This is a genomic window from Nocardia sp. NPDC051052 (assembly GCF_044456045.1).
Lineage (GTDB): Bacteria > Actinomycetota > Actinomycetes > Mycobacteriales > Mycobacteriaceae > Nocardia.
The window spans coordinates 618,479-638,231 of record NZ_JBITFL010000005.1 but is presented as its reverse complement, the minus strand read 5'-3'; the positions used below and the strand labels follow the sequence as shown (position 1 = coordinate 638,231).

The window sequence follows — 19,753 nt, the reverse complement described above, 5'->3', positions numbered from 1 at the left end:
CAGTTGGACAAATGCTCAGTTATTGATCGGCGGAATGATTTTCGCGAAGTCGACCTCGGGGGCGTCCGGATTCACGGCGCCGGCGACCACCTCGAACGCGCGCGCGTCGAGCGCCGTGCAACCCAGCTTGGCGAGGCTTGCGAACCGAAACTCGCTGCCGGACTCCCGCATCGCGTTGTCGAGGTCTTCCTGCGTGTCGTAGATCGTGATCGAGAAGACCGTGTTGTCCTGGTGATCGACGAAGAAGAAGATCTGCCGCGCACCGTGATCGGCCATGGCGTGCGGGATGGTGTCGTGTTGCAGGAACGGAACTGTGCTGGCCATCGTCTCGGGATCGATGGGGCACGCGGCCTTCATCATCCGGGCGTAGAGCTTCTTCATGGTCGAACCGCCTCCTCGGCGTCGGCTGGTCATGCTTCGAACCATCAATCGTCGAATCATGGTACCCGTCAACATGATTCGCAGCGGAAGTCTGATAGAGCGGAGCCAGCCCGCAACCCGCCTGCCACTGGAGGTAACAGTACGACAACGAGTCGTACCGCACAGCCCGCAGGATCGCGCACAGCAAACCGTCGGTCTAGTATCCGACCCATGGGTACGCGAGCGGTGCACTTCGTCGGAAGTTTTCCAGCCGAGAGCACGGACGCCGCGATGAGAGCGATGCTGGACAGCGCGGGTCCGCAACTACGGACACTGCCCACGGGCGAGACGGCCCGCTACGAGTTCTACATCCGCCCCATCATCGAGGATCTGGTGAAGCAGGGCGCGCTGGAATCGAAGCGAGCCGGCCAGTGGCGCACGAGCCGGGAACGGACTATTTATCGAGCCGCGGGCGGCAAGAAGCTCACCGGCGACATGATGGATCTCGGATACTTTCGCGAGGCCGAGGAAGCCGTGCCCGTATTCAACGCGCTGCGTGCGGAGCGGGATTTGTCCGGTATCACCCTGCAGCTCGGGATGCCGACCGATTTCACCATGGCGTTCATTACGATGGGTGCCGCCGGTGTGCTGCGAAACAAGAAGGCCTTCACCGACGCTACGGTGCGCGACATCGTCGCGATTCGAGAATTGGCCGGAGACGACGTCGTCATACAGTTCGAGGCGACCGCGGAACTGGTGCTGATGGCGAACACGCAGCCGCTGCACAAACTGGCAAACCTGGCGCTGGGTTTGGGCAAAGGCATCGCCGAGCTGGCCGCTGCGTGCCCGCCGGGTACCCGGTTCGGGGTGCACCTCTGCCTCGGCAGCATGAACAACAAGGCCCGTGCAACGTTGCGCAACGTTCAGCCGTTCGTGGATCTTGCCAATTCGATAGTCCGGCATTGGCCCGCGGATCGCACGCTGACCTTCGTGCACGCACCGTTCGCAGCAGGCGACATACCGCCGTCCGCGAATCCCAAATTCTATGTGCCCCTGAAGAATCTGGCGCTGGCCGAGGGCACCGACTTCTACGCGGGCATGGTGCACGACATTCCGACCGAGACGGAGCAGCTGCAGACGTTGCAGGTCATCGAGCGGGCGCTCGGTCGATCGGTCGACGGCGTGGCCACCGCGTGCGGTCTCGGCCGCCGCCCACGGCCGGTGGCCGACGCGCTGATGGCGCGAGCGAATACACTTGCCGCGAAAGGGTGATTCGGTAAGTGGACTTCGGCGCGACTGCGCCACTGTGGCATAGCACAACATCCAGCCGGGAAGATCGCTACGATTGTGGTCGAGGATCGGGAGGACACCTTGTCGGACGTAGACCGAGCGCCAGGACTCAATCCGAATGTGCCGAGCTCTGCCCGGATCTACGACTACATGCTCGGCGGCAAAGACAATTACGACATCGACCGCGAAATCGCGCACCGCATGCTAGCCATCGCCCCGGACACCAAGACCTTGGCGTGGTTCATCCGCCAGTTCCTGGTGAAGGCGGTCCGGCTGGCCGCCGATGCGGGCGTCCGGCAGTTCATCGATCTAGGCGCCGGCATCCCCACCTCGCCGAATGTGCACGAGACGGCCCGTGAGATCGAGCCGTCGGCCAGCGTCGTCTACATCGACAACGACCCGATCGTGCACGCGCACTGCGACGCGCTGCTGGCGCATTCGCCCGGCGTGACCGCCTTGAAGGCCGATATTCGCCAACCGGACGATATTATCGACCGCCTGAAGACCGGCTCACTCATAGATTTCAACGAACCGGTCGCCCTGTTGATCATCGGCGTGCTCCATTACGTGATGGACGACGAAGACCCGTACGGGATCGTCGCCAAGTTCCGCGACTTGCTGGCGCCGGGCAGCTACCTCGCGATCACGCACGGCTCCAACGACACTCATCCCGACTTCATCAACCAGTCGCACGACGACACCAACAACAGCCCATCCCAGGTCAAGTACCGATCGCGGGAGGAGACGGCGGCGTTCTTCGACGGGTTCGACCTGATCGAACCCGGCGTGGCGCCCGCTCAGGAATGGCTCGACGACGACCTGCCCGCCACCCGCTTGGTGATCTACGGCGGCCTCGGCCGCAAGGCGGGCTAGACCCGTCAGCTCCGGCGACCTCGCCCCGGCGACTGCGCTAGCGGCGGCAGCCGGAAACCGACGCGTGCGCCGGATCCGTGCTCGGCGAAAACGGTGCCATGGTGTGCGGTGATGATGTCCCCGACGATGGCAAGACCCAGCCCGGATCCCGGTGTGCCCTGGGTGTTCGCGGCGCGATAGAACCGGTCGAAGATAGCGGCGGTATCGTCGGCGGCGATGCCGGGGCCTTGGTCGCGCACCGTCAATTCGGTGTGGTGAATGTGCACGTCGACGGGGGTGTCCGGCGGGCTGAACTTGATCGCGTTGCTGAGCAGATTGTCGACGCACCTGGCCAGTGCCCGCGGCCTGGCCAGTACGGGTCCTGGCTGGTCCGAGGTAACGGTGATGGTACGGCCGCTGCGGTGCCGGAAGCGTTGCGCGCAGTCTTCGGCCAGCGTCGGCAGGTCGAGCTCGGCGAGTTCCTCCGCGGTGTGCTGGTCGGTGGCGAGTTCGACGAGTTCGGCGACCAGGTCGTCGAGCGCGGCGGACTCCTGCACAAGGGTGTTGAGGACCTGGGTCTCGTCCTCGGGCCCGAGTCGGCCTTTGGCGCGTTGCAGGAGTTCGGCGCTGCCTCGGATGGAGGTCAATGGGGTACGCAGCTCGTGGCTGGCGTCCTGAACGAGCCGGTGTTGCTGCGCGCGGGAGCGGCGCAGGGCGGTGAGCATGGTATCGAAACTGCCGGTGAGCCTGCCGATTTCGTCGCGGCCGGTGGGCGGCAGCGGGACCGACAGGTCCTGGGTGGAGCTGATGTGCTCGGTGGCGGCGAGCAAGCGGCGGACCGGTCGCAGAATGCGGCCGATGGCCAGCCAGCTCAGCAATGCCGACAGCGCCACCGCGATCGCGGTGATACCGCCGGTGCGCCACAGGAATTCGTTATCGATCCGTTCGGACTCGCGGTATCGCTGCGCCACCATCACCGCACCGCCACCGGGGCGTGGCTTGGTCAGGATCCCGTAGGGCTCACCGTCCAGATCGAGATTGTATTCGGCTGTGCCACTACCGGTTCGGGCCACGGCGCGATCGGATTCGGCCACCGGGAGCGGCATCCGGCCGGGTGCCACCGGGTGGGCCGTACCGTCGGCCGACAGCAGCTGCTCGATGGTGTCGGATCGCTCGGGCAACACCGCGGGCAACACCGCGATGACGGCATCGACCCGGTCGTTGAGGCTGCGATCGATCTGATCGCCGACCAGCTCGCTGACCCCGCGATACGAGGTCGCGAGCGTGACGACAATGGCCGCCACCACGGCGACGATGACGACGAGGGTGATCCTGGCGCGCAGCATCACGCGGGACGCACGGCGTAACCGACGTTGCGGACGGTGTGGATCAACCGGGATTCGCCTTCCTGCTCGGTTTTCCGGCGCAGGTAGCCGATGTACACATCGAGCGAACGGGAATCGGTGTCGAAGTCGAAACCCCAGATGTGCTCGTAGATCCGGCTGCGGGTCAACACGATTCGCGCGTTGCGCAGCAGCAGCTCGAGCACGTCGAATTCGGTTTTGGTGAGCTCGATCGGCCGATCGCCGCGGTACACCTCACGGGTGGCCGGATTCAATGTCAGATCCGCGACGGACAGCACGGCGCCGTCCTCGTCCAGGGTGCTGCGCCGCAGCAGTGCCCGCAGCCGAGCGAGCAGCTCATCGGTCGCGAACGGCTTCGGCAGATAGTCGTCGGCCCCCGCGTCCAGCCCCGCGACCCGGTCGCCGATCTGCTGCCGGGCGGTGAGCACCAGGATGGGCAACCGATCGCCGCGCCTGCGCAGCAGGCGGCACAGCGACAGTCCGTCCATGCGCGGCATCACCACGTCCACCACGGCCAGGTCCGGCGTTATTTCCGCCAGCATGTCGAGGGCCTGCTGCCCGTCCTCGGCCAGGTGCACGGTGTAGCCCTCGAAGCGGAGCAGCTGGTCCAGGGTGCTGCGCACGTGCGGGTCGTCCTCGACGACGAGCACCGACGCGGCGGGTGCTGACGAACTCGGTGTGGTCACGCTGTCATTGTTGCTGGCGAGTAGCGAGTTTGCGGGTATCAGGCTGGCCACTTCGTGACCGCCGTCACCGTGATCGGCTCGCCGGGACCCGGAAGATGGATTCTTACCTGATTCTTCCGTAGCCCTCTCAGTCCATTGACCTCGACCGCCCAGGATTTTCCGCAACGCCCCGCTGAATGCGGGAGTTGTACCGAGGAAAGGGATTTCGAGGATGCGCAAAGGAATGCGGGCAGTCGCGGGCCTACTAGCCGCGCTGGCAGCCACGACTCTGGTCACGGCGTGCGGCGACCAAGCACCACCCGGCCCGGACTGGTGCCCGACCGTGCCGGGACATCAGGTCGATTGCGGCGTGCAGTCCCGACCGCTGGTGGCCGACCGACCCGAATTGGGCACCGTCGCAGTGAGTTACGCGCTCATCCGGCGAGGCAAGCTCGACGCACCCGCCGCGGGCACGATCGCACCGAATCCGGGCGGGCCCGGCGTTCCGCTGATCGCACACGCCGCACAGGCCACCCAGCTGTCCGCCCAGTTGCTCGACGATCACGACCTGCTCCTCATCGACCCGCGCGGCACCGGGCTGTCCAGCCCCTTGGATTGCGGCGCGGACGAGGCAGGCTACGAGCTCGGCACCCGCGAATACCAGCAGAACACGGTGGCACGCTGCGCCGAACAGCTCGGCGAGCGCGCCGTCGGATACACCTCGGCGGCCACCGCCGACGACTTCGACGCGATCCGCGAGCGCCTCGGAATCCCCAAACTGGTGCTCTACGGCATCTCTTACGGCACCTACCTGATGCCGATCTACGCCGAACGCCATCCCGATCACGTGCAATCCATCATCTTGTCCGGTGCGTACTCGGCCGATTTCGACCTGCTGTCCCGACCTAATGCCGAGGCGGTATCGCTTGCACTGCAACGGATCTGCGACCGGAGCCGAGCATGCGACGGAGCGACCGCCGTCGCCGATCTGCGCACGGTGGCGCAGCGCCTTGCCACCCAGCCCCTCGTCATCACCGGCCAGCATCCCTTGCAGCTCGACGAAGGCAAGCTCGCCACCCTCGCGTTCGAGGTGGCAAGCACCAACGTCGGCGCCGATCCACAGCAGCCGACGCTGATGGGCACGCTGCCCGCCGCACTGCACGCGGCCGCCAACGGTGACGACACCGCGTTGCGGCAATGGGCCGAGCACGCCGGCGCGGAGCCGACCGCCGAGAACATCGACCTCTTCATCACGGTCGCCTGCAACGACTACCCCAACCTCTGGTCGCGGCAGTCGGCGGTGCCCGAGCGGATTCAGCAGTACCGCAACGGACTGGCGGCCGGGCAGGACGGCCTCGGCGCCTTCAGCGCCGAGGGATTCAGCGCCGGGCTACGCGACGGCGGCGACGCCTGCATCCGCTGGCCCGCCTTCACCCGCTCGCAGCCCGGCCACCCGCGTGCGGCGCTGCCCAACGTTCCGGTGCTGGTCATGTCGGGCGACCTCGACGCCATCACTCCCGACGCGAACGGGCAGCGGGTAGCGGCCGAATTCCCGCAGGCGACGTTCCTGTCGGTCCCCAACACCGGTCATGTGCCCGACCTGGAGCCCAGCGGCTGCGTCGCCGGCATCGTGTCCCGATTCGTCCGCACCGGTGCCACCGGGCCGACCTCCTGTGTCGAGTCCATCCCGCCGATCGCGGTGACTCCGGTCCCCCGCTGAGCATCAGCCAATCGCAGTAAAGCCAGCCCTGACACAGCGCGCGCTGATTCGAAAGCCGAACAGCCGCAACGACGTTCACTCGACAGTGGACGACGAGCGCTGCTGTCGGGGCTGGTCGCGTCGACGCGCCTGCCCCCGCAGCTCCCGCCATGTCCCCAGCCACTCTCCCCGCTTGCGTGACCCCCATCACTTCGCTATCTTGTGCAATGTCACACGTCACATCACATCTGGATTGCTTCTTGAATCCAGATAAACGCGCAGATGGAGGCTTCACATGTCCGAACCGATCACCTCAGCCGGGACCAAGCCCTGGCACGGGATCCTGGTCGCGACGACGCTGCCGTTCGCTGAGGACTACTCGGTCGACTACGACGCCTACGCTCAGCACGTGCAGTGGCTGGCCGCGAACGGCTGCCACGGGGTGAGCCCGAACGGGTCGCTCGGCGAATACCAGACCCTCGACGACGAGGAGCGGGCCAGGGTGGTGACAACGGCCATCGAGGCCGCACCGGACGGGTTCACCGTGATGCCGGGCATCGCGGCATACGGTGCGCTGCAGGCGCGTAAGTGGGCCGCGCAAGCCGCCGAGGCCGGCGCGCAGGCGGTGATGCTGCTGCCGCCCAACACCTATCGCGGCGGCCGGGACTCGATCCTCGATCACTACCGCACGGTGGCCGAGGTGGGCCTGCCGATCGTGGCCTACAACAACCCGTTCGACACCCGCATCGACCTGACCCCCGACATCCTGGCCGAACTGCACGGCGAGGGGCTCATCGTCGGAGTCAAGGAGTTCACCGGCGACGTCCGGCGCTTCTACGAGATCAAGGAGCTCGCCCCCGAACTCGACGTCCTGGTCGGCTCGGACGACGTGGTCCTGGAACTCGGCATCGCGGGTGCGGTCGGCTGGGTGTCCGGGTACCCGAACGCGATTCCGCGGGCGACGGTCGAGCTGTACAACGCCTCGATCAACCGGGACCTGGACAAGGCGCTTCCGCTGTACCGCGAGCTGCACAAGCTGCTGCGCTGGGACTCGAAGCCGCAGTTCGTGCACGCCATCAAGCTGTCCATGGATCTGGCGGGCAGGCCGGGCGGCAAGTGCCGTCCGCCGCGGGTTCCGCTGGCACCGGAGCTGATCGCGAAGATCACCGAGGACACCCGTGACGTGCTCGCCAAGGGTTACCGGTAGGCAGTTCGTAGCCGGTACAGACGAAAGACGAGGAGCCGGCGATGACCGAAAGCACGGTCGAATCCGTTCGCGACACGACCGCCGAGCAGGTCGATGCCGTTGCCACCGCGGCCGCGGCAGCCGCGGCACCTTGGGCGGCGGTGGATCTGACCGATCGAGCCCGGGTGCTGCGCGGCCTCGCCGACCGGCTCGACGCGCAGGCCGCGGAGCTGATCCCGCTGGCGATGCGGGAGACGCACCTGTCCGAACCGCGGCTGGCCGGCGAGCTGCGGCGCACCAGCTTCCAGTTGCGCCTGTTCGCGCAGGTCGTGCTCGACGGTGATTTCCTCGACGTGCGCATCGACACCGCGGACGCCGACTGGCCGATGGGTGCGCCGCGCCCGGACCTGCGGCGGATGAATATCGCGCTCGGTCCGGTGCTCAACTTCGCGGCGAGCAACTTCCCGTTCGCCTTCTCGGTAGCGGGTGGCGACACCGCCGCCGCGCTCGCCGCGGGCTGCCCGGTGATCGTCAAGGCCAGCCCCGGGCACCCCGAGCTCTCCCGCGCGGTCGGACAACTCGTGCATGCGGCTCTTGCCGAATGTGGCGCGCCGAGTGCGACTTTCGGGCTCGTCTTCGGTCGCGACGCCGGGGTGCGGGCGCTCACCCACCCTGCTGTCGCCGCCGCGGCGTTCACCGGCTCGACCGCGGGCGGGCGGGCGCTGTACGACCTGGCGTCGCGCCGTCCGGTGCCGATCCCGTTCTACGGCGAACTCGGTTCCATCAACCCGGTATTCGTCACCGCCGAGGCCGCGCGGACCCGGGCGGCGGAGATCGCGTCGGGGCTGCTGACCGCGGTCAGCACGAGCGCGGGTCAGTTGTGTACCAAGCCGGGCTTGGTTGCGATACCCGAGGGGGCAGCGGTTTTCGGCGAGCTTTCCGAGCTGATCCGGAACCGGCCGGTGCCGACCGGCGACCTGCTCAACGCGGAGATCGCCGCCGGATTCACCCGTGCTGTCGAGCAGGTACGCGCGCACCCGAACGTGGCACTGCTCGCAGGCGGTGGGCCCGGCGAGGCACTGTTGCTCGCCACCACGGCACACACGGTGTTGTCCGATCCCGACGCGCTCCTGCACGAGATGTTCGGTCCGGCAACACTTCTGGTCAGCTACCGGGATACCGGCGAATTGCTCGAGCTGGCCCGCTCGGTCGGTGGTCAACTGACGGTTTCGCTCTTCGGTGACCAGGTCGACGACACCGCCCGCGCGCTGACCGCCGCCGCGGTGGGCACGGCCGGGCGGGTGCTGTGGAACAGCTGGCCCACCGGTCTCTCGGTGACCTTCGCGCAGCAGCACGGCGGTCCCTACCCGGCAACGACGGCCCCGACGGCGACCTCCGTTGGTACCGCGGCGATTTCACGTTTCCTGCGCCCGGTGACCTACCAGTCGGTGCCCGAGGAGCTGCTACCGCTCGAATTGCGCACGGACAACCCGCTTTCCGTGCCGCGTTCGGTGAACGGAGCACGCGCGCAATGACCGCAACCCCGCCCCGCGCTACCTCCCCGCGGGGAACCGACGTCCTGATCATCGGTGGCGGCATGATCGGGTGCGCGCTCGCGGACCGGCTCGCCATGGACGGTGCCTCGGTCCGCGTCTGCGAGCGGGGCGGGGTCGCCTCCGGCACCACCGCGCACGGCGAAGGCAATGTGCTCGTCTCGGACAAGGGGCCGGGGCCCGAGTTGGCCCTCGCCCAGTTGTCTCGGCGACTGTGGCCCGCCGCCCTCGAACGGCTGTCGGCCGGCGCGGCAGCCGTCGAATGGGAGCCCAAGGGCGGCATAGTCGTTGCCACCACCGACGCGGGTGCCACCGCGCTGACCGAGTTCGCCGACGGTCAGCGAGGCGCCGGGGTTCGGTGCGAACACCTCGACGCGGATCAGTTGGCGGCGGCCGAGCCCGCACTCACCCGCGACGTGTGCGCGGCCGTGTACTACTCCGACGATGCGCAGGTCCAACCGGCCGGTGCCGCGACAGCGCTGCTCGAGGCGGCCATCGCCGCGGGCGCGATAGTCGAGACCGGCTGCGAGGTCACCGCACCGCTGATGCACGTCGGCCGACTGATCGGCGTGCAAACCACCTGCGGGCCACGGCATGCCGATGTCGTGATCAATGCGGCGGGCCCGTGGTCGGGCGCGGTGTCGGACCTGTTGGGCGCACCGATCGCGATCAAGCCGCGCCGGGGCGACGTGCTCATCACCGCACCGATGCCGCCGACGGTGTTCCACAAGGTCTACGACGCGGATTACGTTGGCGCCGTTGGTAGCTCCAATGCCGCCTTGCAGTCCTCGGCGGTGGTCGAATCGACCAGAGGCGGCCCGCTGCTGCTCGGTTCGTCACGTCGCCAGTGCGGCTTCGACGATCGGATACGGCCGGACAGCCTGGCCGCCATCGCCCGAAAGGCATTGCGGCTGTATCCGATCCTTGCCGACGTCGCGATCATGCGGGCATACGGCGGCTTCCGCCCCTACGTGGACGACCACCTCCCAGTGATCGGCCCCGACCCGCGGGTACCCGGCCTGTGGCACGCAACCGGTCACGAGGGTGCGGGCATCGGCCTGTCCGTCGGTACCGCCCAACTCATTTCGTCGGCACTGTCCGGTCACCCGGACGACATCGACATCGCGGCCTTCGCCGTAGACCGCCCCGCCGTAATCACCAGTCCTACCGAACCGAGCACCGAGAAGGTATCCCCATGAGCGAGCTTGCCAGCGCCCGTTCGACCGAGGGGTCGACCAGACGCGCTGAAGGTGACCGTCAGCCGACGGCTGTCATTTCGACCTGGCGCGGCCTTCCGCAGCAAGGGTGGTGATGTCATGAGCCCCAATATCATTCGACCGGAGGCCGATCCCGTCGGCCGCCGCGACCGGCCGCTGACGGTCACGGTCGATGGCACGCCGGTTTCTGGTGTGCACGGTCAGACCCTCGCGACGGTGCTGATGGCCGATGGTCGTTCGCACTGGCGCACCGCGCCCACCGGTGGTCCGCGCGGCGTGTTCTGTGGCATCGGTGTGTGTTTCGACTGTGTCGCCACCGTCAACGGTGTTCCGGATGTTCGGCTGTGCCGTCGCCCGGCCCGTGATGGCGACAGCGTCACCACGCAAACCCGGTCGGCCACACGATGAGCAGGCATGTAGTGGTCATCGGTGGTGGCCCGGCGGGCACGGCGGCGGCCGAATCCGCGCTGCGACATGGCGCGACGGTGACGCTGATCGATTCGAACGAGGCACTCGGTGGGCAGTACAACCGGCGCATCCCAGCCGCGTACGGGGTCCGTCGGCCGCTCGCCATCGGGCACGGATACGCCGCGGCCGCTCGGCGCGCCCGGCTGCTGATCGAGCACCCACGCTGCGAGTACCTGGCGTGGGCGGCGGTCTATCAGATCGAGCGCCACCTCGAAGGCGGTTGTCCCGCAGTGCGTTTGCTGATCGGTGTCGAGGGTGACCGGCGCGAACATCGGGTAGTGCAAGGGGACGCACTGGTTCTCGCCACCGGCGCCTACGACCGGGTGTGCCCGTTCCCCGGCTGGGATCTGCCCGGCGTCTATACCGCCGGTGCCGCACAGACTCTCGCGAAGACGCAGCGCCTGCTGGTCGGCCGGTCGGTGTTGCTTTCCGGCACCGGCCCGTTCCTCTTGCCGGTCGCGCAGTCGCTGGCCGAGGGCGGCGCCCGAGTGCGGGCGGTGCTCGAAGCCAACCCTGGTCGCAGGATCGCCAGGCACTGGGCCGCCAGGCCGTGGGGGCTCCGGCACAGCGCGGGGAAAGCTCTAGAACTGATCGAGTACGTGGCATCCGGTGTGCGGCACCGGATTCCGTTACGCACCGCACATGCGGTGGTCGCGGTCGCGGGTGACGGCCGGGTGGAGGAAGCCACCGTTGCCCGGCTCGACGAGAACTGGACGCCGATCCCCGGCAGCCACACCACGGTGCCAGTGGACGCGGTCGCGGTCTCGCACGGCTTCACCCCGCAGCACGAACTCGCGGTAGCCGCCGGGGCGAAGCTGACCGCGAACGGGTTTGTGCAGGTGGACGACAACCAGCAGACCAGCGCCGAAGGCGTTTGGGCCGCAGGCGAAATCACCGGCATCGGCGGATCTCAGGTTGCCGCCCTAGAAGGGTCGGTTGCCGGTCTGGCCGCGGCAGGCGCCCTCCCCGACCGGGCACTGCGGACGCACCACCGCACGGCCGAACAGTTCGTGGCCCGCCTCGCGGCCGCGCACCCGATCCGGCCCGGCGTACTGACCTGGTCGCAACCCGACACCGTCCTCTGCCGCTGCGAGGGCACCACCTGCGGCGAGCTGACCACCGCGTGGTCCAGCGACACCGGCGACGGCTATCGCGCCGCCAAGCTGGCCACCCGCGCCGGACTCGGCCCGTGCCAAGGCCGCATGTGCGCGGCGAACATCGAGGCGTTGCGCGGCACGCCGTACTCCGACCAGACCGCCACGACAGCGGGTCTCGCGGCGGCCGGCCCCGCATGGCGTCCGCTGGCCGCGCCGGTGCGCCTGCGTGAACTTGCCGAACTCGACAGCGAAGGACAGTCCTGATGCGCAGCAACACCATCATTTCCGCGATCGACACCCACACCGAGGGCATGCCGACCCGGGTGATCACCGGCGGCGTCGGCACCATCCCCGGCGACACCATGGCGGCCAAGCGAATCCACTTCATCGAACACCTCGACGGCTTACGCAAGCTGCTGGTCAACGAGCCGCGCGGGCACGCGTCGATGAGCGGCGCGATCCTGCAGCAGGCGACCACCGACGACGGCCACTACGGTGTGCTGTTCATCGAGGTCAGCGGCCTGCTGCCGATGTGCGGCCACGGCACCATCGGCGTCGCGACCGCCTTGGTCGAGGCGGGCATGGTGCCGGTCACCGAGCCGGTCACCGAGATCCGCCTCGACACCCCCGCGGGACGCGTTGTCGCGGCGGTCGCGGTGCGTGACGGCCACGCGGATTCGGTCACCCTGCGCAATGTGCCCGCCTACTGCGACAGCCTGGACAACGAAGTCGAGGTCCCCGGTCTCGGCACGGTCCGCTACGACATGGCCTACGGCGGCAACTTCTACGCCATCGTCGACCTCGGCAAGCTCGGACTGCCGTTCGACCGCGCGCACAAGGACCGGATCCTCGACGCGGGCCTGCGAATCATGGCCGCCATCAACGAGTTCCGGCGCCCGGTGCACGCCGAGGACGAGCAGATCGCCGGATGCAAGCACGTCCTGTTCCTCGACCCCGCGTCCGAGCCCGCACACACCCGCCACGCGATGGCCATCCACCCCGGCTGGTTCGACCGCTCCCCCTGCGGCACCGGCACCTCCGCCCTACTCGCCCGCCAGCACGCCCGCGGCCTGCTCACCGAAGACCAAGTGCTGCGGAATGATTCGTTCATCGGCACCACCTTCTACGCACAGGCGGTGGAAACCACCACGGTCGGCGATCGCCCCGCGATCGTGCCGACCATCACCGGCCGAGCCTGGCTCACCGGCACCGGCAACTACCTCCTCGACCCCACCGACCCCTTCCCCGAGGGTTTCGTCTTCTAACCATCACCACCCGCTCCACTAGCTCCACCGTGAAAGGCCCGTCAATGAAGACAGTCGACACCAGACCCGCACGCCCGCCGTTGACCAAGAGTGGGGTGATGCGCCGAATGCCGGTAATCGTCGCCGACACCGGCGATTTCAAGAAGAGCATGGGGTTATGGCAGCTGGTCGCGCTGAGCCTCGGCGGACTGGTTGGGGCCGGGGTGTTCTCGCTGGCGGGGGTGGTGGCCAATGAGGTCGCGGGGCCGGCGGTGCTGGTCTCGTTCGCCATCGCGATCATCGCGTCCGGTGCGGCGGGGCTCTGCTACGCCGAGTTCGCGGGCATGGTGCCGCGAGCCGGTTCGGCCTACACCTACTCCTATGTGGCGCTCGGCGAGATCATCGGTTTCATGATCGGCTGGGATCTGTTGCTGGAGTACACCGCCATCGTGTCCGTCGTCGCGATCGCGGTGTCCGGGTACCTGAACTACATCACTCATTACGTCGGATTCGATTTGCCCACTTGGGCTCTCGGCGCCCCTGGTACCGGGTCGGGGCACAAGGTCGACCTCTTCGCCGTCCTGCTCTGCCTGCTCTTGGCCTTCCTGCTGTCGCGGGGCACCCGCGAATCCGCCCGCGTGCAAACGGGACTCGTCGCGCTGAAGATGGTGATCGTCGCCATCGTGGTGGTGGCGGGCGCATTCCACATCAAGTCGGGCAACTATCAGCCGTTCTTCCCGTTCGGCGTCGGCGGCGCGGTCTCCGGTGCGGCGCTGGCCTTCTTCGCGGTCTACGGCTATGACGCGATGAGCGCCGCCGCCGAGGAGTCCAAGGACGGCAAGAAGCTGATGCCAAAGGCGATCATGATCAGCCTCGGCATCGCGTCGGTGGTCTATCTGCTGGTCTGTCTCGTCATCGTCGGGATGGTCAATTACACCGACATCAACGTCTCCTCGCCGTTCTCCAGCGCGTTCGATTCGATCGGCATGGGCGTCCTCGGCCTGATCATCGCGGTCGGCGCCGTCGTCGGCGTCACCACCTCGGCGTTCGCCAACATGCTCGCGGTGACCAGGGTCGGCTTCGCGATGAGCCGCGACGGCCTGCTGCCGTCCTACTTCGCCAAGTCGAGCCCGGTGCGCAGGGTGCCGTCGCGGGTGATCTGGCCGGTCGGCATCGTGTCGGCGTTGATCGCAGGCTTCCTGCCGATCCGGGAGGCCGCCGAGCTCACCAATGTCGGCATCCTGATGGCGTTCATCGTGGTGGCGCTCGGCGTCATGCGGCTGCGCCGGACCCGCCCCGAGGTAGAGCGCGCGTTCCGCACGCCGTGGGTGCCGGTGGTGCCACTGATCGGGATCGTCTTCTCGATCTGGCTGATCAGCCACCTCACCTGGGTCACCTGGCTGCGGTTCGTCGTCTGGCTGCTGCTCGGTCTCGGCGTATACGTAGCCTTCAGCTACCGGCACTCGAAACTGAACGACAATGAGAGCTCACTAATCTGAGAGCAGTCGTGCTCGCACACAGGAGAAACCCGGAGCGGTGATGATCGAACGGTTGGCGATACCCAAGCGGCCCACGCTGCGCGATCACGTGTCCGACGCGCTGCGTGCCGCGATCATCTCCGGTGAGCTCGAGCCCGGAGTGCTCTACTCGGCGCCGTGGCTGTCGGAGCGCTTCGGGGTGTCGCCGACGCCGGTGCGCGAGGCGATGCTGGACCTGGTCAAGCAGGGTCTGGTGATCTCGGTGCCGAACAAGGGGTTCCGGGTCACCGAGATCTCCGATGCCGACCTCGATTCGATCGCCAAGATCCGGATGCTGCTGGAGCCGCCGAGTGTCCGCTCGATCGTCGGCGACATCCCCGAGTCGGATATTCCGGGTCTGCGGAATCAGGCCGACAAGATCGTCGACGCGGCCAAGCGCGGCGATCTGGTCGAATACGTCGACGCCGACCGGCAATTCCACCTGATGCTGCTGGACTACTGCCACAACCCGCGACTGTCGCAGATCGTCGGCGATCTGCGCGCGCAGACCCGGCTGTTCGGCCTCGCCGCGCTCGTCGAGCGCGGCGAGCTGGACAAGTCGGCGCTGGAGCACCACACGATCATCGACCTGATCGAGCAGCGACACGACGAGCAGCTCGAGCAGTTCCTGCGCAAGCACATCGGGCACGTTCGCGGCATCTGGGCTGCCGGGAACGCACCCGACGAGGATGTCCCGTAGGACTATCTGCTGCGCATTCGCTTCGTCTCCAGCTCGCTGGACACATCCGACTCCGCGAGGAATTCCACGGTTCTCTTCGCCAGCGCGTCGGCCCACCAGAACGCGCTGGCGATCTGGAGGAAACCGTTCACGTCGTAGTTGATCGCCAGGAACGAGACCAGGGTGCCTTTGCCCACGGGATAGAACACTGTCTGGATATGCAGGCCGCCGCCCGCGTCGATCAACATCGCCAGTGCGGGCTCGTGGTCGGTCACGAGCCTGCGGGCCTCGCCGGGATTCAGCGCGCGCACCGTCCAGAACTCGCCGATACCCGGCGTCTTGTAGTACTTGAGCCTGCGCTCGGTGAACGATGGATGCTTCGTGGCCGCCATGTGCACCGCTGCGGCGACGGTGGTAATCGGCGCCGCAGCGGTGAGCACGATGCCGACCTTCGCGGGTGCGATGAGTCCTGACATGCGGTTCCTAAGGTGTGCCATGTGATATGGCCTACGTTAGGGGTCGAAACATCCGGCCTGTATCCGTCGTTCGACGGACTAGGTCGGGCTACGCCAATCGACCGGGCTTGCGCCCGAACACCATGGACGTCGGCCCGATCAGGTGCCGCTTCTTGATCTGCACGAAGCCCGCGTCCTGTAGCCAGCCCGCGCACTGGGTGGTGGTGGCTTCGAAGCCTTCGCGCATCTCCAGCATGATGTTCAGGCTGGACAGCGAACTGATGAGGTTGTTCTTGCGGGCGGGTTCGGTCATGGCGTCGTAGACGAGCAGCGCGCCCCCGGGCGGGACCGCCTCGTAGGCCTTGGCGATCAATTCGCGCCGCACCTTTTCGCTGTAGCCGTGCAGCACATGGCCGAAGCTGATCACCTCCGCACTGGGCAACCGACCGCCGAACATGTCACCGGAGGTGAACCGGATCCGCTCGCCGAGACCGAACGAGGCGACGTATTCCTCGAAGATCGGCTGCACCGCGGGCAGGTCGTAGCTGACCCCGCGGATGTGTGAGTGGGTAAGTGCGACCCGCACGGGCAATGCCCCTTGCGCCGCACCGACATCCAAGAAGGTCCGGAACCGCTTCCAGGGAAAACGCGCGGCGATGAGCATCGCCTCGCCGGTCGAGATTCCGGTCATGCCCGCCAGGAACTTCCGCAGCGCTACCTGATCGCCGTAGAGCGTGGAAAAGAATTCGCTCTCCCCCTGTTCCTCTTCGGCCCCGGGCTGACCGGTCCTGAGTAGCTCGCCCAGCCCGGACCACAGGTCGTAGAGCCGAGTGCTCGACAGCTCCATCAGCCCGCCGATGTAGCTGGGCTTGGCGCGGTCCAGGAACAGCGCGGCCTGCCGCGAATTCGCGTAGCGCCCTTCGTGATCGCGCCGCAGCAAACCGATGTCGACGAGCGCGCTGAGGAAAGGACCCGCCGCACGCGGATGCCAGTTCAGCCGGTCCATCAGTTCCCGCTGCGACAGCGCACGCACCGCCAGCTCGGTGAACACGCCGTACTCCACCGCGGTGAGCACGACCCGGGACGGCCAGAACCCCATCCCGGTCTCCAGGATCTGCTGCGGGTCGGCGAAGCGCCGCAGCAGCGGACCGCCGATCCGGCTCTGAAATGCCCGCATCAGCAACTGCTCTCGGCGGAGATCGCTGTGCGGGCCCGGGTCGAGTACGGCTGCCGAATCCGGCAGTGCCGCGCGGTCCTCGGTCGAGCTCTCGGGATGTGCCATCCGTGCGTCTCCTCAGCTGTACTGACCTCGGGCCACTATGCGCTGATCATCGGGCGATGACTTGACGTCTCTTCGGGCCTGACGGACGAAGAGACCTACCAGCAAGCCCGCGCGGGCTGAGGATATCCGGAACAAGGTCGCCCCGCTCGGTTATCGCATTCGCCGCCGTGACGAATTACGTTGGCTCGCCAGCTATCTCACCGCACACCCGCCGAACGGACGCCCGCCTTCGGCAATGAGGCCGCATCTCCTGCGGGCCACGCTCGTTCAGCCGCTGAACTCCACGTCTCCGGCGTTCACTACTCCCGCGGTGCGGCCCGGAGCGTCCTGAAAACGCCAGTAGAGGTTCGTGTGCGCGATGACCTGCTCCGGTGGCGGGGCGCCCCATTGGCTCTTGTCGAAGGTGGTGTGTGCGTCACCGACGAGGGTTACGTCGTAGCCGCGGGCGAACGCGCCGTGGATCGTGGACCTGACGCAGGCATCGGTCTCGGCGCCGGTGACGACCAAGCGTCCGACGCCGACCTTCGCCAGCACCGCTTCCAGGTCGGTGTCCTCGAAGGAGTCGCCGAACATCTTGTGCACCAACGGTTCCGAATCACGGCGGACCAGTTCCGGGACGTAGGCCCAGTTGTCGCTCCCCCGCACCAGTTCCTCGGAATTGTGTTGCACCCAGACCACGGGGACACCCTGTTCGCGCGCCTTGTCGACGAGTCGGCCGATGGTGGCGACGACTGCGTCCCGCTGGTATGCCTCGGCCACGACGCCGTTCTGGACGTCGATCACCACCAGGGCGGTGTTGGGTCGATCTGACAGCACTGTCATGAAAGGTCTCCTCTACTGGCCGCACAGGCGCTGGCGATGTCGACCACGGTAGACCGGGCCACCGACAAGTTCGGTTGAGCCGAGCTGTCCCGCAGGCGAATTCACTGCCGCTCGGCGATCTCGGCCAGCCGATCGAGCGATGCCCGCAGCTTGGCCGGGGTGGTCGCGCGGGCGCGGACGAGGCGCTTCTCGTCGGTCAACCGCGACCAGTCGTAGGTGTGGGTCACCCGGGTGTGCGTCTCGTCGATGGGCTCGAGTTCCCAGCGCCACAGGTGGCCCGGCGGCTGCTTGCCCGGCTCGGACGGCAGCCAGGCGATGCGCCGGCCCTCCTCGAACTCGACAATGCGGTTGTCCCGGTCGGCGCCGGTGGTGAGCGTCATGGTGAACACGTCGCCCACCGCGCGAACCCGCTGCTCCGCGGCGGCTTTCGCCAGATTCTCGTTGCCGTCCCAGAGCGGCTGCGCGGCCGGGTCGGCGATCAGCTCGAAGACCCGGTCCGGCGCGGCCGCGATGTCACGGCTGGCGGTCACGGTGCGCGAAGGCTCGGTGTTGTCCGTCATGCTCCTGATCGAAGCACCTCGCGGCCCGGTTGCGCCAGGCGTTTGGCCCGCCTCGATTGCCGGACCAGCGCCATGCGGGCTGTCCGCAACCTCCTGTTTGCCCGAAAGAGGGCGATTCGTCCGACGTTTACCGCGCGCAGTTCGTTCGGCCCAGTTAAACGTTGTCACTCCAATCCCCGGACGGAGAGCCAGTAAGTGAACGATCGTTATACCCAGTTGTGTTTTTCCAGGCGCGGCCTGCTGGTCGGCGCGGGTGTCCTGGCCGGGAGCTTGGCGTTGCCCGGTATCGCGAACGCGGACGACAAGTTTCCGATGCCCACCGGCGCCGACATCAACCTCCTGATCACCGGCGACGCGGGCACCGGCGAGGCGGGACAGCGCGCGGTAGCCACCGCGGCGAGACGGATCTGCCAGGCCGAGGGGGTGTCGCTGGCGGTGGGGCTCGGCGACAACATCTATGAGGACGGCGCGGAAAGCGATGACGACGACGAGTTCGCCACCAAGTTCGAGCAGCCCAACGCGGGCATCGACGTGCCGTGGTTGATGGTGCTCGGCAATCACGACTGCAGCGGGACCTTCCCCGGCAGCGGCGGAAATCCGAGTAAGGGCGATCACGAGGTCGCCTACCATCAGCGCTCCGCGCGCTGGTACATGCCGTCCCGGTATTACCAGGTGGCGCTGCCGAACTCGGGTGAGCCGCTGGTCGAGTTCTTCGCGCTGGACACCGTCCCCGTCTCCTCGACGGTGCTGCAGACCGATCCGAACTACCAGTGGAACGGACCCTACATGCGCAGGCAGCGCCAGCGGCTGGATAGCGCGCTGACCGCGTCCCGCGCGACGTGGAAGATCGTGCTGACCCATCATCCGTATCGCAACAACGGAAAGCACGGCAACGCCGGCGCTTACGACGGGATCAGTACCGGCGACTACATGAGCGGGCGCCATTTGAAGGAGCTGTTCGAAGAAGTCGTCTGCGGCAGAGCCGATTACATCCTGTCCGGCCACGACCACACCCTGCAGATCCTGGATACCGCGGGCACGGCGCGGGGCACCCAGCAGATCATCTGCGGCGCTGCGGCCAAGAACAGCGACGGCTCGTCCGCGATCACGAATCAGTCATTCTGGCAGGACTTTTCGAGCCTCGGCTTCATGATCGCGAAGATCCGCCGCAGCACGGTCACCCTCGACGCCTACACCGTCGATGTCGCGAACAGCACGGCACGGCCCGCTTATACCCACGTCCGTCAACGCTGATATTCCCCAGTTCACCGCGCAACAAGTGCCGTCAAACTTGTTGGGCCACTGCGTGCTACCCCGACCAGCCCCGAGAAATTATCCGGCCCACGATGATTCGCCCAGTTTGCCATCGATCGGATGCTCGATGGCGGACGGATGATCATGAAAATGTCATGAGCGTGTCATCGACTGCTGGTCCTATCACGT

At 67.2% G+C, this 19,753-nt stretch carries 19 protein-coding genes; 12 read left to right on the top strand and 7 right to left on the bottom strand.

Annotated features, from left to right (window positions below; all coding sequences use genetic code 11):
- Window positions 1-15: 15 nt before the first annotated feature.
- Window positions 16-381 carry a hypothetical protein gene (locus tag ACIBCN_RS20685; protein WP_396993200.1) on the bottom strand — a complete coding sequence of 122 codons (366 nt, stop codon included), beginning with the start codon at window positions 379-381 and terminating at the stop codon, window positions 16-18.
- 210 nt (window positions 382-591) lie between these two features.
- Here ACIBCN_RS20685 and ACIBCN_RS20680 point away from each other — a divergent pair, with 210 nt between their 5' ends.
- Both ACIBCN_RS20680 and ACIBCN_RS20675 read left to right on the top strand, forming a co-directional pair.
- A complete protein-coding gene (locus ACIBCN_RS20680; protein ID WP_396993199.1) occupies window positions 592-1,632 on the top strand; it encodes a hypothetical protein in 1,041 nt (346 codons plus the stop codon).
- 99 nt (window positions 1,633-1,731) lie between these two features.
- Window positions 1,732-2,523, top strand: coding sequence for an SAM-dependent methyltransferase (locus ACIBCN_RS20675; protein ID WP_396993198.1), 792 nt, complete (start codon window positions 1,732-1,734; stop codon window positions 2,521-2,523).
- Window positions 2,524-2,528: 5 nt separating this feature from the next.
- Here ACIBCN_RS20675 and ACIBCN_RS20670 read toward each other — a convergent pair whose 3' ends face one another.
- Both ACIBCN_RS20670 and ACIBCN_RS20665 read right to left on the bottom strand, forming a co-directional pair.
- Window positions 2,529-3,848, bottom strand: a complete 1,320-nt coding sequence (locus tag ACIBCN_RS20670) for an ATP-binding protein (RefSeq protein WP_396993197.1) — start codon at window positions 3,846-3,848, stop codon at window positions 2,529-2,531.
- Window positions 3,848-4,552: a response regulator transcription factor gene (locus tag ACIBCN_RS20665; RefSeq protein WP_396993196.1), complete on the bottom strand. Its 705-nt coding sequence runs from the start codon at window positions 4,550-4,552 to the stop codon at window positions 3,848-3,850. The genes ACIBCN_RS20670 and ACIBCN_RS20665 overlap by 1 nt, the downstream gene beginning before the upstream one ends.
- Window positions 4,553-4,763: 211 nt before the next feature.
- On the opposite strand from ACIBCN_RS20665, the gene ACIBCN_RS20660 reads away from it, so the two are divergent.
- The 9 genes from ACIBCN_RS20660 to ACIBCN_RS20620 all read left to right on the top strand — a co-directional run bounded on the left by ACIBCN_RS20660 (window position 4,764) and on the right by ACIBCN_RS20620 (window position 15,212).
- On the top strand, window positions 4,764-6,251 hold the full coding sequence (locus tag ACIBCN_RS20660) for an alpha/beta hydrolase (RefSeq protein WP_396993195.1): 1,488 nt from the start codon (window positions 4,764-4,766) through the stop codon (window positions 6,249-6,251).
- 274 nt (window positions 6,252-6,525) lie between these two features.
- Window positions 6,526-7,437 carry a dihydrodipicolinate synthase family protein gene (locus tag ACIBCN_RS20655; RefSeq protein WP_396993194.1) on the top strand — a complete coding sequence of 304 codons (912 nt, stop codon included), beginning with the start codon at window positions 6,526-6,528 and terminating at the stop codon, window positions 7,435-7,437.
- Window positions 7,438-7,478: 41 nt separating this feature from the next.
- The gene (locus ACIBCN_RS20650) at window positions 7,479-8,951 is read left to right on the top strand and encodes an aldehyde dehydrogenase (NADP(+)) (protein ID WP_396993193.1); all 1,473 of its coding nucleotides are present in this window, start codon (window positions 7,479-7,481) and stop codon (window positions 8,949-8,951) included.
- Window positions 8,948-10,168: an NAD(P)/FAD-dependent oxidoreductase gene (locus ACIBCN_RS20645; protein ID WP_396993192.1), complete on the top strand. Its 1,221-nt coding sequence runs from the start codon at window positions 8,948-8,950 to the stop codon at window positions 10,166-10,168. Before ACIBCN_RS20650 ends, ACIBCN_RS20645 begins: the two co-directional genes overlap by 4 nt.
- A gap of 117 nt (window positions 10,169-10,285) precedes the next feature.
- Window positions 10,286-10,594 carry a (2Fe-2S)-binding protein gene (locus ACIBCN_RS20640; protein WP_396993191.1) on the top strand — a complete coding sequence of 103 codons (309 nt, stop codon included), beginning with the start codon at window positions 10,286-10,288 and terminating at the stop codon, window positions 10,592-10,594.
- A complete protein-coding gene (locus tag ACIBCN_RS20635) occupies window positions 10,591-12,015 on the top strand; it encodes an FAD-dependent oxidoreductase (RefSeq protein ID WP_396993190.1) in 1,425 nt (474 codons plus the stop codon). Before ACIBCN_RS20640 ends, ACIBCN_RS20635 begins: the two co-directional genes overlap by 4 nt.
- Window positions 12,015-13,016 carry a proline racemase family protein gene (locus tag ACIBCN_RS20630; RefSeq protein WP_396993189.1) on the top strand — a complete coding sequence of 334 codons (1,002 nt, stop codon included), beginning with the start codon at window positions 12,015-12,017 and terminating at the stop codon, window positions 13,014-13,016. Before ACIBCN_RS20635 ends, ACIBCN_RS20630 begins: the two co-directional genes overlap by 1 nt.
- 44 nt (window positions 13,017-13,060) lie before the next feature.
- Complete coding sequence (locus ACIBCN_RS20625; protein ID WP_396993188.1) at window positions 13,061-14,494, top strand: amino acid permease; 1,434 nt, start codon at window positions 13,061-13,063, stop codon at window positions 14,492-14,494.
- 40 nt (window positions 14,495-14,534) lie between these two features.
- Entirely contained in the window at window positions 14,535-15,212 is a 678-nt protein-coding gene (locus ACIBCN_RS20620) for a GntR family transcriptional regulator (RefSeq protein ID WP_396993187.1), read from the top strand.
- Window positions 15,213-15,214: 2 nt separating this feature from the next.
- Here ACIBCN_RS20620 and ACIBCN_RS20615 read toward each other — a convergent pair whose 3' ends face one another.
- The 4 genes from ACIBCN_RS20615 to ACIBCN_RS20600 all read right to left on the bottom strand — a co-directional run bounded on the left by ACIBCN_RS20615 (window position 15,215) and on the right by ACIBCN_RS20600 (window position 18,310).
- Entirely contained in the window at window positions 15,215-15,667 is a 453-nt protein-coding gene (locus ACIBCN_RS20615) for a hypothetical protein (protein WP_396993186.1), read from the bottom strand.
- Window positions 15,668-15,755: 88 nt separating this feature from the next.
- Window positions 15,756-16,928 carry a methyltransferase gene (locus ACIBCN_RS20610; protein WP_396993185.1) on the bottom strand — a complete coding sequence of 391 codons (1,173 nt, stop codon included), beginning with the start codon at window positions 16,926-16,928 and terminating at the stop codon, window positions 15,756-15,758.
- 267 nt (window positions 16,929-17,195) lie between these two features.
- Window positions 17,196-17,750 (bottom strand): cysteine hydrolase family protein, encoded by a 555-nt coding sequence (locus ACIBCN_RS20605; RefSeq protein ID WP_396993184.1) that lies wholly within the window; start codon window positions 17,748-17,750, stop codon window positions 17,196-17,198.
- Between the two features lie 101 nt (window positions 17,751-17,851).
- Window positions 17,852-18,310: an SRPBCC family protein gene (locus ACIBCN_RS20600; protein WP_396993183.1), complete on the bottom strand. Its 459-nt coding sequence runs from the start codon at window positions 18,308-18,310 to the stop codon at window positions 17,852-17,854.
- A 195-nt stretch (window positions 18,311-18,505) separates the two neighbouring features.
- Between ACIBCN_RS20600 and ACIBCN_RS20595 the strand changes: the two genes are divergently transcribed.
- Window positions 18,506-19,564: a metallophosphoesterase gene (locus ACIBCN_RS20595; RefSeq protein WP_396993182.1), complete on the top strand. Its 1,059-nt coding sequence runs from the start codon at window positions 18,506-18,508 to the stop codon at window positions 19,562-19,564.
- Window positions 19,565-19,753: the final 189 nt, after the last annotated feature.

Excerpts from the sequence above, each read along its gene's own strand:
- ACIBCN_RS20685 (WP_396993200.1), bottom strand. The coding sequence starts at position 381 with ATGAAGAAGCTCTACGCCCGGATGATGAAGGCCGCGTGCCCCATCGAT.
- ACIBCN_RS20680 (WP_396993199.1), top strand. The coding sequence starts at position 592 with ATGGGTACGCGAGCGGTGCACTTCGTCGGAAGTTTTCCAGCCGAGAGC.
- ACIBCN_RS20670 (WP_396993197.1), bottom strand. The coding sequence starts at position 3,848 with ATGCTGCGCGCCAGGATCACCCTCGTCGTCATCGTCGCCGTGGTGGCG.
- ACIBCN_RS20660 (WP_396993195.1), top strand. The coding sequence starts at position 4,764 with ATGCGCAAAGGAATGCGGGCAGTCGCGGGCCTACTAGCCGCGCTGGCA.
- ACIBCN_RS20655 (WP_396993194.1), top strand. The coding sequence starts at position 6,526 with ATGTCCGAACCGATCACCTCAGCCGGGACCAAGCCCTGGCACGGGATC.
- ACIBCN_RS20650 (WP_396993193.1), top strand. The coding sequence starts at position 7,479 with ATGACCGAAAGCACGGTCGAATCCGTTCGCGACACGACCGCCGAGCAG.
- ACIBCN_RS20645 (WP_396993192.1), top strand. The coding sequence starts at position 8,948 with ATGACCGCAACCCCGCCCCGCGCTACCTCCCCGCGGGGAACCGACGTC.
- ACIBCN_RS20640 (WP_396993191.1), top strand. The coding sequence starts at position 10,286 with ATGAGCCCCAATATCATTCGACCGGAGGCCGATCCCGTCGGCCGCCGC.
- ACIBCN_RS20635 (WP_396993190.1), top strand. The coding sequence starts at position 10,591 with ATGAGCAGGCATGTAGTGGTCATCGGTGGTGGCCCGGCGGGCACGGCG.
- ACIBCN_RS20630 (WP_396993189.1), top strand. The coding sequence starts at position 12,015 with ATGCGCAGCAACACCATCATTTCCGCGATCGACACCCACACCGAGGGC.
- ACIBCN_RS20625 (WP_396993188.1), top strand. The coding sequence starts at position 13,061 with ATGAAGACAGTCGACACCAGACCCGCACGCCCGCCGTTGACCAAGAGT.
- ACIBCN_RS20620 (WP_396993187.1), top strand. The coding sequence starts at position 14,535 with ATGATCGAACGGTTGGCGATACCCAAGCGGCCCACGCTGCGCGATCAC.
- ACIBCN_RS20615 (WP_396993186.1), bottom strand. The coding sequence starts at position 15,667 with ATGTCAGGACTCATCGCACCCGCGAAGGTCGGCATCGTGCTCACCGCT.
- ACIBCN_RS20610 (WP_396993185.1), bottom strand. The coding sequence starts at position 16,928 with ATGGCACATCCCGAGAGCTCGACCGAGGACCGCGCGGCACTGCCGGAT.
- ACIBCN_RS20605 (WP_396993184.1), bottom strand. The coding sequence starts at position 17,750 with ATGACAGTGCTGTCAGATCGACCCAACACCGCCCTGGTGGTGATCGAC.
- ACIBCN_RS20600 (WP_396993183.1), bottom strand. The coding sequence starts at position 18,310 with ATGACGGACAACACCGAGCCTTCGCGCACCGTGACCGCCAGCCGTGAC.